Below are 13,873 nucleotides of genomic sequence, written 5' to 3' on the forward strand. Positions count from 1 at the left end.
ATCAGTTAATTTTCCGGATTTGTATAATATACGCCATTAGCAAAGCCGCGGATTCTCCTACTTACCAAAACAGCGCGTGTTGGGAGTCTAAACCTCCAACCTTTCCATATACTAAGCCTCAGCAGAAATACTGGGGCTTTTTTGTATCTGCTGCTTCTACGAAGTAATGTTGGGATAACTAGGCGCTCCTAGCTCACCTGCGTGCTCGAATTTCCGGAGTGCCTACTCATTCCAGCCTTGCCATATTTAAGACTCTAGTCTGCACGTCTCGGCAGAAATGCTAGCGCTTTTTATTCCTGTCATTTTTACAAGTATCACTTGAAGTACCATGTGTTCCTTTAGCTATCTCTATCGAACACTGATTTAGTGCAGCCTTGCTGTATTTAATGACTTAGTTCAAAGCTAAAGCTTTCTGTTCACCACTCATCTAGCTCCGTAGTCCTGTTAATAACTAACGCTATTCTAGCGAGACGTTGAGTCCCGTTATTTTTGTTTCCAGGTGAAAGGTGAAGTCTTTCGATTGAAGCTTATATAACTTGAGAGTGGGTTATTGGGTAGACTAGCGAGTGCGCACAAGAACGAGTTCTCTGTATGACTTAACCTACTTAAAGAGTTCTGGATACCCACAACAAGGCTTTCGACTACTCAAATACTCGCGGTATCAAATATCGATATAATCTCTATGTTCCACGCATACCTTTCAACTATAACTTCAGTGAGGGAATTGGCGAGTTTGACTTTCATTAGGTATAAAAAAGGCCACCTAAAGTAGGCGGCCTTGGTTGATCTATTTAGATGTTAATCTAGCTCTTTCTCTGCTTGTTTTGCTTTCTCTATCATAGGAGTGATTGTTGAGCCTTGAACTAGAATAGAGAACACAACAACGGCGTATGTCATGACAAGGATTATCTCTTTGACATCGATTGCTTTGTCTTCAATTACCCAGATACCTGAAGGGATTGAAAGTGCCATGGCTAGTGCTAAGCCACCGCGTAAACCACCCCAAGTTAGAATCTTAATCGACCACGGGTTGTAAGTTCTAAAGCGTTTAAATCCGATGTAAGACAAGAAAACACTCAAGTAACGTGCACTCAATACTAGAGGGACTGCGAAAGCCATTAAGATCCAATCTTCTTGGTGGAATTTGAATAACAGCATCGACATACCAATTAGTAGGAATAATACGCCGTTTAAGAATTCATCTATCAATTCCCAGAAATGATCTAAGTGATCTTCACTCTCTTTTGAGAATCCGATAAAGCGAGTCCAGTTACCAATCATGATACCTGAGACCACCATCGCTAATGGGCCTGATACATGTAGAACTTCAGCAAACGCATAACCAGCAGTTGGGATGCCGATGGTTAATAGCAACTCCATCGAGTGGTCATCGGTATTGCTGATTAGGTAGTGGAATACAAGACCTAAAACAAAACCATAGACAATGCCGCCAATCGCCTCTTGAACGAATAGCATGGTCACACTACCGACGGTTGGCGCTTCTGTGCCGAATGCGATAGTAAATAGGGTTACGAAGATAACTAAGCCAAAACCATCGTTGAATAGAGATTCTCCCTCGATTTGAGTAGAGATTCTTCTGGGAGCGTCGAGTTTCTTTACTATTGCTAGCACGGCGATGGGATCGGTTGGAGAGATTAGCGAGCCAAAGAGTAGGCAGTAAATCAGATCAAATTGAATACCGATGAACTGGCAAAACCCGTACAGCACAAAACCGATAAAGAATGTTGAAAACAGCGTAGCACCTAACGCGAGTACTGTTATTTCCCATTTCTGGTCTTTTAGGTTTGGTAATTTGATTCCCAAACCGCCTGCAAATAGTAAGAATCCTAATATCCCTTTTAGAAGGAAATCTTCAAAATTGATACTGGCAACGGTTTCTGAGGCAATGTCTGCCAATTGGAACCAATTGTTTTGTCCCGCAATGATAATTAATAGAGATAACATCATTGAGCCAGCTGTAATGGCGATGGTTGTCTGCATTTTACCAATTTTTGTATTCACGAAAGCAATAAGCATGGCTGCAGCGGACAAGAAGCATAAGGTGTAATAGACCGACATTGGGATTCCAACATGTAACAAAGTATGAATATGAATTTTCGTTGTCTCATGCTCAAATAGCAAACATTTTTTTGTCATGACTCAGTAATCAATTTCCTTTTTTAGACGTCTAGACTCCTTTTTAATGTGTGATAGGATGGAGGGATAATTAAAGGAATGAGGTTGTACCGTGGGAAGTAATGTAAGGCAAAAGATTGACGCTCTGTTGAAGCAACGAATTTTACTGATTGATGGTGGCATGGGCACCATGATTCAGGATTATAAATTGGAAGAGCAAGACTATCGTGGTGAACGCTTTGCTGATTGGCACAGTGACTTGAAGGGCAACAATGACCTTTTAGTTCTTACACAGCCTAAGCTTATCAAAGATATCCATATGGAGTATTTGGAAGCTGGGGCTGACATCCTCGAAACCAATACCTTTAACGCTACAACCATCGCTATGGCCGACTATGATATGGAAAGCCTTAGTGAAGAGATTAACTTTGCTGCTGCCAAGCTTGCTCGTGAAGCAGCTGATGAATGGACTGCAAAGACCCCAGATAAACCTCGCTTCGTCGCGGGTGTATTAGGCCCTACCAACCGAACTTGTTCTATCTCGCCTGATGTAAACGATCCAGGTTACCGTAATGTTAGCTTTGACGAACTGGTTGAAGCTTATTCTGAATCGACTCGCGCGCTCATTAAGGGCGGTTCAGATTTAATTCTTATTGAAACTATCTTTGATACGTTAAACGCGAAAGCGTGTGCTTTTGCGGTTGAATCTGTTTTCGAAGAAGTAGGTATCAGTCTGCCAGTGATGATTTCCGGTACCATCACTGACGCTTCAGGTCGTACCCTTTCAGGACAGACGACAGAAGCATTCTACAACGCCCTTCGTCATGTAAAACCAATCTCATTTGGATTGAACTGTGCATTGGGCCCTGATGAACTGCGTGAGTATGTCGGTGAGATGTCTCGTATCTCAGAGTGCAATGTTTCTGCTCACCCTAATGCGGGTTTGCCTAATGCATTTGGCGAGTATGACCTTTCTCCTGAGGATATGGCTGAACATGTTAAAGAGTGGGCTGAAAGTGGCTTCTTGAACCTAATTGGTGGGTGTTGTGGTACTACTCCAGAGCATATCCGTCAAATGGCTGAGGCCGTTGAAGGTGTAACGCCGCGTCAATTGCCAGACTTACCAGTTTCTTGTCGTCTTTCGGGACTAGAGCCACTGACGATAGCTAAAGAATCTTTGTTCGTGAATGTAGGTGAGCGGACCAATGTTACCGGCTCTGCACGCTTTAAGCGCCTTATCAAAGAAGAGCTCTACGACGAAGCCTTGAGTGTAGCTCGAGAGCAAGTCGAGAATGGTGCTCAAATTATCGATATCAACATGGATGAAGGGATGCTAGACGCCGAGGCGTGTATGGTTAAATTCCTGAATCTATGTGCTTCAGAACCTGAAATCTCGAAAGTACCTGTTATGGTCGATTCTTCTAAGTGGGAAGTTATCGAAGCTGGCCTAAAGTGTATTCAAGGCAAAGGCATCGTTAACTCAATCTCTCTAAAAGAAGGCAAAGAGAAGTTTGTTGAGCAAGCCAAATTAGTTCGTCGTTATGGTGCTGCTGTCATCGTGATGGCGTTTGATGAAGTCGGGCAGGCTGATACTCGAGAGCGTAAAGTCGAAATCTGTACCAATGCCTACAACATTCTTGTTGATGAAGTCGGTTTCCCACCAGAAGATATTATTTTTGACCCGAATATTTTCGCAGTGGCTACTGGTATCGATGAGCATAATAACTATGCGGTTGATTTCATTGAAGCAGTAGGAGACATCAAACGCGATCTCCCGCATGCGATGATCTCTGGCGGTGTGTCGAATGTTTCATTCTCATTCCGTGGTAATAACTACGTCCGTGAGGCTATTCACGCGGTATTCCTATATCACTGTTTTAAAAACGGTATGGATATGGGCATTGTAAACGCTGGTCAGTTGGAAATTTACGATAATGTTCCAGAAGATCTGCGTGATGCTGTTGAAGATGTGGTACTAAACCGTCGTGATGATTCGACTGAAAGATTGCTGGATATGGCGACCGAATACCTAGAGCGTGCTGTTGGTAAGGTTGAAGATAAATCTGCATTAGAGTGGCGAACTTGGCCTGTAGAGAAGCGTTTGGAGCACTCTTTGGTAAAAGGTATCACCGACTTTATTGTTGAAGATACCGAAGAAGCTCGTGTTAATGCCTCTCGTCCTATTGAAGTGATTGAAGGTCCTCTAATGGACGGAATGAACGTTGTTGGTGACCTGTTTGGTGAAGGTAAGATGTTCTTACCACAGGTTGTAAAGTCTGCGCGTGTGATGAAACAGGCGGTTGCCCATTTAGAACCATTCATTAATGCATCCAAAGAAGTGGGCGCAACTAACGGTAAGATTTTGTTAGCGACCGTTAAAGGTGACGTTCACGATATCGGTAAAAATATCGTTGGTGTGGTTTTACAGTGTAATAACTACGAAATTATCGACTTAGGTGTGATGGTTTCTTGCGAGAAGATTCTCAAGGTAGCGAAAGAAGAGAATGTCGACATTATTGGCCTGTCTGGGCTGATTACACCGTCTCTTGATGAAATGGTACATGTTGCTAAAGAAATGGAGAGACAGGGTTTCAAGCTGCCTCTTCTGATTGGCGGCGCAACCACATCTAAAGCTCACACAGCAGTTAAGATTGAGCAGAATTATTCAGAACCTGTTGTATACGTAAATAATGCCTCGCGTGCAGTGGGTGTTTGTACTTCACTACTTTCTGATGAATTGAAACCCGCTTTCGTTGAGAAGCTGGATATCGATTACGATCGCGTTCGAGATCAGCACAATCGTAAGAAGCCTCGTACCAAGCCTGTCACGCTTGAAAGAGCTCGTGCCAATAAAGTTGCTATCGATTGGGATGCGTATACGCCACCGGCACCCGCTAAGCCGGGAGTTCACATCTTCAATGATTTTGATGTGGCAACTTTGCGTCAGTACATCGATTGGACTCCATTCTTTATGACATGGTCATTGGTTGGTAAATACCCTGCAATCCTTGATCATGAAGAAGTGGGTGGAGAGGCAAAACGTTTATTCAAAGATGCTAATGATTTACTGGATCGCGTAGAGAAAGAGAAGCTGCTTGAAGCGCGTGGTATGTGTGCCATGTTCCCAGCGAACAGTGTTGGTGATGATATTGAGGTGTATACCGATGAATCTCGTACCGAAGTTCTAAAAGTTCTACACAATCTTCGTCAACAAACAGAGAAACCAAAAGGCTTTAACTACTGTTTGTCTGATTACATTGCGCCAAAAGAAAGCGGTAAAGCGGATTGGATTGGTGGCTTTGCGGTTACGGGTGGTATTGGTGAGCGAGAGCTGGCTGATGAATACAAAGCGAAAGGCGATGACTACAACGCGATTATGATTCAGGCGGTTGCTGACCGATTGGCTGAGGCGTTCGCGGAATATCTGCATAAAGAAGTGAGAAAGGATATTTGGGGTTACTCGCCAGATGAGAATTTGTCTAACGACGATTTGATTCGAGAGAAATACCAAGGTATTCGTCCAGCTCCAGGTTACCCTGCTTGCCCTGAGCATACAGAGAAAGGTACGTTGTGGGAGCTGATGGACGTTGAAAAGGCAATCGATATGTCATTAACGACAAGCTACGCGATGTGGCCAGGTGCCTCAGTGTCGGGTATGTACTTCTCTCATCCTGATTCGCGATATTTTGCGATTGCACAGATTCAACAGGATCAAGTAGAAAGCTATGCTGATCGTAAGGGCTGGGATATGTTGGAAGCTGAGAAGTGGTTAGGTCCAAACATTAACTAGTTTGAATCTATGACGAGCTTTGGTTCGTAAAGTAAAAAAGAGAAAGGGTTGCTCAAGAGCAACCCTTTTTGTATCTGGGGTTTGGTTAATTAAAACCAATTAATTAACCATCGCCTTATTCAAATAACTCTTGGTGAAGTTTTTGGATCGCCAACTTAGAAACAGATGCATCTAGCAAGAAGCACAAGTTGTGTGGGCTTGCTCCGTAACAAATCATACGTAGATTGAAATCTTCCAGAGTGCCAAACACCTGCTTTGCATAGCCTTTATTTTCACTCATGTTGTTGCCAATAAGCGCAACAAGGCATAGGTCGTGTTCAATATCTACAGAACACAACTCTTCAAGCTCCAGTCGAGCAGCTTCTGGTAACTCAGGAGCACCACCTGATGTGTCTGTTTGATCGAGAGTCAGTGAGACACTGATCTCTGAAGTCGTGATGAGATCGACTGAGATCTTATGTTTAGCAAGGATCTCGAATACCTTCGCCAAAAAGCCGTAAGCATGGAACATGTTTGCACTGCGAAGCGTAACCATCGTTTGGTTGCAACGAAGAGCAAGTGCTCTGAATAATGGTGAGCTTTCAACTTCTTGGCGAATCCAAGTTCCACCTAACTCTGGTGCTTTAGAAGAGCCGACAAATACCGGGATTTGGTGGCGCAATGCAGGTACTAGAGTTGAAGGGTGCAGTATCTTTGCACCAAAGTTTGCCATTTCCGATGCTTCACTAAAGCTGATCTCTGGGATAGGAGAAGCTTTAGGTGCAATACGAGGGTCAGTGGTGTAGATACCCGGAACATCCGTCCAGATTTCTAGACCAATCGCCTGTACAGATTCGGCAATCAGTGCTGCTGAGTAATCACTGCCACCGCGGCCTAAAGTCGTGGTGTTACCTTCGCTATCAGCGCCGATAAAACCTTGGGTAACGACAACTTGTTGTTGGCAAAGTGGAATCAGTTTCTCTTGCGCTAGAGCGGCAATATCTTCTAGTTGAGGTTCGGCTTTACCAAAATCATCATTAGTACGCATCACATCTCTGATATCAAAGCGAACAGCAGGAGTGCCTCGTTCAGAGATGATCTGAGCCAAGATGTGTGTCGACATCAACTCGCCACATGCGACAAGGTGATCCGTCAGTTTAGTACTTGTTTGGAATGATGCGGCCTCTGCAGCGCTCGCAATGTCATCAAGAATGCTGTGGACTTCTTTTTCGATGCTGATTGGATCTGCGAGTTGGTCAAGAATTGCGTTGTGAATGTCCGCTAATTGCGCCATTAGTTCCTGACGACGTGCTTTATCTTGAACACCATTTGCTAGTTCAACCAGCAAGTTAGTGACACCAGAGCATGCACTACTCACGACCAGTTTCGTGTTTGAGTTGTTTTCAATAATGGCAGCACAACGGCTCATTGCTTCAAAGTTGGCAACACTTGTTCCACCAAACTTAGCGACATTAAAAGAACCAGCTACATTAGATGCACTCACGATATATCTCCCACGACTTCCTAAAATAAAATTACGGTTGGGTAATCCAACGTCCGATGTTTTTCGAAGAGAGTTTTAGAGCAAAAAGAGAGGAATTATTAGAATAGTAACCTCAGAAGCTCTTCACCATATAGAAATGGCGACAGTTGAAGGGATTCAGCCCGCTCAACCGATAATAAAGGTCCTGCATCCTTTTATTATCTCGGCACTGCTCCCCATAAATGTTTTGTATTGGAAATGCGGTTCCACAAAACATCTGCCTGGGCAGTGCTCCTCTTCTGCTAGATAGCCGTTTCATTGAACGTTTTTGTGGTAACAATGTCAATCCGTAACTTGAGATAATTGAAAAATAATTTTAACAATTATGTGACAGTGGTTTGACCTCAATACTTATGGCTAATTGCTGAGGTAATCAATTTGCTTTAGGGTGGATTGTTCACAACATTAACGTAAGGGATGTACATGTCTAATTTACCACTCACTACTGCTATCGATAGCTTTTATCCACCACACCGAACGTTAATGGGACCTGGTCCTTCAGATATCTCACCTCAAGTGTTACAGGCTTTGAGTCGTCCAACCATAGGTCACTTAGATCCGCTGTTTATTGCGATGATGGACGAGCTTAAACAGCTTCTTAAATACGCTTTTCAGACTGAAAACGAATTTACGATTGCCGTTTCTGCACCGGGCAGTGCGGGTATGGAGACCTGTTTTGTTAACTTGATTGAGCCTGGTGAAAAGGTGATTGTTTGTCGTAACGGTGTCTTCGGTGAGCGTATGCGAGAAAACGTGGTGCGTTGTGGTGGCGAAGCCATCCTTGTTGATGACGAATGGGGCAAGCCCGTTTCAGTTGAAAAGGTAGAACAAGCATTGGCAGAAAACCCCGATGCCGTTGCTGTTGCATTTGTGCATGCAGAGACATCAACCGGAGCGTTATCTGATGCTCAAGCTATCTCTGCTGTCGCTCGTCAGTTTGATGCGTTAACGATTGTTGATGCAGTGACATCATTAGGTGGTGTGCCATTGCTGGTTGATGAGTGGCAGCTTGATGCGGTTTATTCTGGCAGCCAAAAGTGTCTGTCTTGTGTGCCAGGGCTATCTCCAGTGACTTTCTCTCAGCGTGCGGTTGATAAAATGAAAGCCCGTAAAGCACCAGTGCAAAGCTGGTTTTTGGATCAAAGTTTAGTATTAGGTTACTGGAGTGGAGAAGGTAAGCGTAGCTACCACCATACCGCACCCGTGAACAGCCTTTATGCTCTGCATGAGTCGCTGGTTTTGTTGAAAAATGAAGGCTTAGATAATGCGTGGTCTCGTCATCATGCGATGCACCAAGAGCTTAAAGAAGGCGTAGAAGCTCTAGGGTTAAAGTTTGTGGTTGATGAAGAGAGCCGCCTGCCGCAGCTTAATGCACTTTATTTCCCAGAAGGAATTGATGAGGCTAAGATCAGAACGCAGCTTTTAGAAGAATATAATCTTGAAATCGGTGCTGGGCTTGGCTCTTTGGCTGGTAAGGCATGGCGTATCGGCCTAATGGGTTACGGTGCTCGTAAAGAGAATGTCGCGTTGTGCCTAAAAGCGCTAAAAGATGTTTTGAAGTAGCTGCATGAACTGAAATTAAAAAGAAAAGCGCACGAGAGATCGTGCGCTTTTTTGTATCTACCCCAAGCTCCTACTGCCTACTAAGTGAAGCTTGCGTTGCGAATTCTTAACATTATTCTGCAGACGAAACGTTATCTTCTGCTTGTGACACTTTCTTATACTGAACCTTTGAAAAGTCTCTGTTAGGGAATAAAAAGTTCGCTTCGCTACGAATTTGCTCTGCTTTACTTTCTTCTCCTAGGCCTTGATACGCCAGAATCAGATTGCTGTAGAAAGCCGGTCTTGGTTTACTCTTTATGATCTCCAGTGACCAATCGATGTAAGGCTGTATAAGGCTCGGGTCGGCTTTGTAGAGGCCGATATTAAGGTAAGTGCTGTATATATCCCAATCGTAGCGATCTTTCCACACTACTGGGTTCGTTACCTGCTTAAGAATGTCCGGATTTTTCGGCTTAGACAGTTCAAACTTAGTCAGTACATAGTTGGTGTGCAGGGCGCTCAACATATAAAAACTGACCAAAATAGGGAGCACTAAGCTCAACACTCTAAATAGGGTCTTGCTGATGATACTGAACGATTGTTGATAATGTCGGGAAGAGCGCTGATCTACCCAGTAAATCAATATAATGAATGTTATCCAGTGAATCGCCGAGTGGTAAAAAGGATACTCAAGTTGAGAGTGCAAAAGGGTTGGGATAAATAACGCGAGCAGGGCTAGACGTGTTCCCTTTGCTGAACTTGTTATGCGTGACATCACCAATATTGCAGCAATCAAGATTCCGATGATTGGTACAATCCCCCCTTCAACTCCCCAAAACAGGAACTCATTGTGCGGGTGATCCATTGAAGGAAGACCTGGATGATAGTTCGAGTTGAGTTGATGTTGGCGAGCTGTATATAGCGTGTATTCAGACTCAAATTTCCCGTAACCATAACCTGTAAATGGCTTTTCGATCATCATATCTAAAGCTTGCGGGAACGTATAAGCGCGCGGGCTTTCTAGGTTCGCTTTCTTGCTAGCGAGGCTATCAGTCGCACTTAGGCTGATCACCGAAAAAGCGACGACGACACCGACGAGCACTGATGCGCACCATCCGTAGAAGCGTTTCTTGGTCGAGAACTTGTATAGATAGGGCAGAATGCAGATAAACCCAATGACAGCGGCCAACCATCCGGTACGTGATGCAATGATGATCAGCAAGGGCACGGTTAAGGTTGGAGTTAAATACAGTAGGAATGATTCGCTGATCTTATGGTTATATTTAGCCGGCTGCCTTGCTAAAAGGTAAGCGGACAGCACAAAACCAGTAGCAAGAAAGCTTGCCATTACATTCGGTTGTTGAAATATCCCATATGGTCGGTTTGCAGCAGTGTTGTAGCCAAATAGGTTGCCAGGTTCTAATAAGAAATATTGCACATAGCCAAATAGTGCTTGTATAACAACAGCAAGTACAATGAACCACAACATACGTTGCTTGTGTTTATTGCTGAACTTAAATTGCTGCAGCACCGCAAATAAGGCAAAGCCCGCCCACAATCCAAGCAAGCGTCCTGACGCTCCTTGAGGTGCAGCATTGCTGTATAAAATGGGTAGCGTGAGTATGATGCAGCTAATCAACAAGCCAATTGTTAATTTGGAATACTTGAGTACTCGATTGGTCGCGAGTTGGTAAAAGCCAATCGCTAGCGTGAAGCTTAGCGCTAGCCAAGTGGTAGGGTTAAAGGATAGAGCAAGGCCCGAACCACCAGGATTCGGCATAAAAAAATGCATAGCTAACAAGAATACAACAGCTAAAGAAGCCAGAAATGCTTTGTTGAGTGGTAGCTGAGTGACCTGATTTTCTAGCTGAGTACCGCTAGTGTGTATTGTTGCCATAAATCCCTAACCTTATAAAAACAGAGCTTGTTCCTTCTGAAACAAGCTCTGTTACTTTAACATTTTTCTGTCTGCCCGCAGGGCGCTATTTTACACCTACTTCAAATTTAACATAGGCTTAAGGAAGCGAGCAGTGTGTGAACCTTCGACTAACGCCACATCTTCAGGTGTACCCTCTGCAACAATCTCACCACCACCTTGCCCACCTTCTGGGCCAAGATCTAGGATCCAGTCTGCTGTTTTAACGACATCTAGGTTGTGCTCAATCACGACAACTGTATTACCGTGATCACGCAGTCTATGTAATACCGTCAGTAGCTGCTGGATATCGTGGAAATGAAGGCCTGTTGTTGGCTCATCGAGAATGTATAAGGTTTTTCCCGTGTCTCGTTTAGACAGTTCACGCGCTAATTTAACACGCTGAGCTTCACCACCAGATAAGGTTGTAGCTGCTTGCCCTAAGCGAATGTAAGAGAGGCCAACGTCCATTAAAGTTTGCAGTTTACGAGCGATAACAGGTACCGGGTTGAAGTATTCACGAGCATCTTCCACAGTCATCTCTAGAACTTCGTCAATGGTTTTACCTTTGTAGCGGACCTCTAGAGTCTCACGGTTATAGCGCTTACCTTTACACACATCACAAGGCACATACACATCGGGTAAGAAGTGCATCTCTACCTTGATTACGCCGTCTCCCTGACAAGCCTCACAACGACCACCACGAACGTTAAAGCTGAATCGACCTGGCTTGTAACCACGAGAACGTGATTCCTGAGTGCCCGCGAATAGTTCACGAATAGGGGTGAAAATCCCTGTGTAGGTCGCAGGGTTTGATCTTGGTGTACGACCGATAGGGCTTTGATCTATGTCGATTACCTTATCAAAATGTTCTAACCCTTTAATCTTTTTGTGCTTTGCTGGAACTGCAGTCGTGGCACCGTTTAATTGAGTGTGGGCGACTTTAAAGAAGGTATCGTTGATAAGCGTTGATTTACCCGAACCTGATACGCCCGTAATACAACTGAACAAGCCAACAGGAATTGTCGCGGTCACATTCTTTAGGTTGTTCCCCGTTGCGCCAACGATCTCGACGACCTTTTTCTTGTCGATAGGCGTTCTCTTTTCAGGCACTGCAATTTCTTTAGCACCGCTCAGGTATTGGCCTGTCAAAGAGTTCGGGTTTTCGATGATGTCTTGCATGGTACCTTCTGCCACCACGTGACCACCGTGCACCCCTGCTCCTGGACCGATATCGATAACATGGTCAGCACAACGAATTGCATCTTCGTCATGTTCCACAACAAGTACCGTATTACCTAAGTCTCTCAGGTGAATTAAGGTTTGCAATAGACGTTCATTATCGCGCTGGTGGAGACCAATTGATGGCTCATCAAGTACATACATAACGCCAACTAAACCGGCACCGATTTGGCTCGCCAAACGAATACGTTGCGCCTCACCACCAGACAGCGTTTCAGCACTGCGTGATAGGTTAAGGTAGTTCAAACCAACGTTGACTAAGAAATGCAGACGATCATTGATCTCTTTCATCACTTTATCTGCGATCTGCCCACGTTGACCGTCTAGCTTCAATTCTTGGAAAAATTGTAGTGCGTCAGCAATGCTAAGTTCAACGATTTCCGGAAGTGTTGTATCACCAATGAAAACATTACGAGCTTCTAATCTCAGGCGAGTGCCATCACAGCTAGAGCACGATTTGGTTGAGATGTATTTAGCAAGATCTTCACGCACTGCGCTCGATTCAGTATCACGGTAACGGCGCTCCAAGGTATTTAAAATGCCCTCAAATGGATGACGCTTAACCCGAATATCACCTCGGTCATTGATGTACTTGAATTCCACTTCAGTACGACCTGATCCTTTTAGAATGATCTCTTGAGTCTTTTTCGGTAGAGAATTAAATGGCGCATACAGATCAAAACCATAATGTTCTGACAGCGACGTTAGCATTTGGAAATAGTAGTAGTTCTTTTGATCCCAACCTTTTATCGCACCTTCAGCAATGCTTAGGTTCTCATCTAAAATCACTCGGCTTGGATCAAAATACTGTTGAACACCAAGACCATCACACGTACCACATGCTCCTGCCGGGTTATTAAATGAGAACAGGCGAGGCTCAAGCTCTTGCATGCTGTAACCACATTTAGGACAAGCGAAGTTAGCAGAGAATACGATCTCTTCTTGATCCGTTTCGTCCATCCAACCGACGACAGCGATGCCGCCAGATAGCTCTAATGTGGTCTCGAACGATTCAGCCAAACGTTGCTGTAGATCGGGACGTACTTTAAATCGATCAACGACGACCTCAATGGTGTGCTTTTTATGAAGTTCTAAGGCTGGTGGATCGGATAGATCACAGGTTTCACCATCAATTCGGGCTCGGATAAAGCCTTGCGCAGCTAAGTTTTCCAGTGTTTTAACATGCTCACCTTTGCGCTCTTTGACAATCGGTGCCATCAACATCATCTTTGAGCCTTCAGGCAGTTCTAAGACCTTATCGACCATTTGACTGATGGTTTGTGCTGCTAGAGGGATGTTGTGGTCTGGACAGCGAGGTTCGCCTACTCGCGCATACAATAATCTGAGGTAATCATAGACTTCGGTAATGGTACCGACGGTTGAGCGAGGGTTATGTGAAGTCGATTTTTGTTCTATTGAGATAGCTGGAGACAGACCTTCAATATGGTCGACATCAGGCTTTTCCATAAGAGATAGAAATTGACGAGCGTAAGCAGACAGAGATTCAACATAACGACGCTGACCTTCTGCGTAGAGTGTGTCAAACGCAAGTGACGACTTTCCTGAACCCGATAATCCGGTGATGACAGTCAGTTTGTCACGTGGAATGGTTAGGTTGACGTCTTTGAGGTTATGCGTACGAGCGCCTCTAATTTCTATTTTATCCATCTCAATAGACCATGTAATTTTAAGTGGCTAAAGTATTACATAGAGTGAGATTTGTGCA

General features: G+C 44.3%; 6 protein-coding genes and 1 riboswitch. Of the genes, 2 read left to right on the forward strand and 4 right to left on the reverse strand.

Annotated features, from left to right (window positions below):
* Positions 1-798: 798 nt before the first annotated feature.
* Positions 799-2,079 (reverse strand): sodium:proton antiporter, encoded by a 1,281-nt coding sequence (locus AB4486_RS15770; RefSeq protein WP_017061334.1) that lies wholly within the window; start codon positions 2,077-2,079, stop codon positions 799-801.
* Positions 2,080-2,248: 169 nt separating this feature from the next.
* On the opposite strand from AB4486_RS15770, the gene metH reads away from it, so the two are divergent.
* Positions 2,249-5,926, forward strand: coding sequence for a methionine synthase (gene metH / locus AB4486_RS15775; RefSeq protein ID WP_372117693.1), 3,678 nt, complete (start codon positions 2,249-2,251; stop codon positions 5,924-5,926).
* A gap of 115 nt (positions 5,927-6,041) precedes the next feature.
* Here metH and lysC read toward each other — a convergent pair whose 3' ends face one another.
* Positions 6,042-7,409 carry a lysine-sensitive aspartokinase 3 gene (lysC, locus tag AB4486_RS15780; RefSeq protein ID WP_017062973.1) on the reverse strand — a complete coding sequence of 456 codons (1,368 nt, stop codon included), beginning with the start codon at positions 7,407-7,409 and terminating at the stop codon, positions 6,042-6,044.
* A gap of 108 nt (positions 7,410-7,517) precedes the next feature.
* Positions 7,518-7,695, reverse strand: a riboswitch (Lysine riboswitch).
* Positions 7,696-7,871: 176 nt separating this feature from the next.
* Here lysC and AB4486_RS15785 point away from each other — a divergent pair.
* Complete coding sequence (locus AB4486_RS15785) at positions 7,872-9,011, forward strand: alanine--glyoxylate aminotransferase family protein (protein WP_017061337.1); 1,140 nt, start codon at positions 7,872-7,874, stop codon at positions 9,009-9,011.
* Positions 9,012-9,123: 112 nt separating this feature from the next.
* Here AB4486_RS15785 and AB4486_RS15790 read toward each other — a convergent pair whose 3' ends face one another.
* Positions 9,124-10,887 carry a PglL family O-oligosaccharyltransferase gene (locus AB4486_RS15790; RefSeq protein WP_372117696.1) on the reverse strand — a complete coding sequence of 588 codons (1,764 nt, stop codon included), beginning with the start codon at positions 10,885-10,887 and terminating at the stop codon, positions 9,124-9,126.
* 96 nt (positions 10,888-10,983) lie between these two features.
* Positions 10,984-13,815, reverse strand: a complete 2,832-nt coding sequence (gene uvrA / locus AB4486_RS15795) for an excinuclease ABC subunit UvrA (RefSeq protein ID WP_017061339.1) — start codon at positions 13,813-13,815, stop codon at positions 10,984-10,986.
* Between the last annotated feature and the right edge of the window lie 58 nt (positions 13,816-13,873).

It is taken from the genome of Vibrio sp. 10N.222.55.C6 (assembly GCF_041473395.1).
In the GTDB taxonomy this organism is placed as follows: domain Bacteria; phylum Pseudomonadota; class Gammaproteobacteria; order Enterobacterales; family Vibrionaceae; genus Vibrio; species Vibrio crassostreae_C.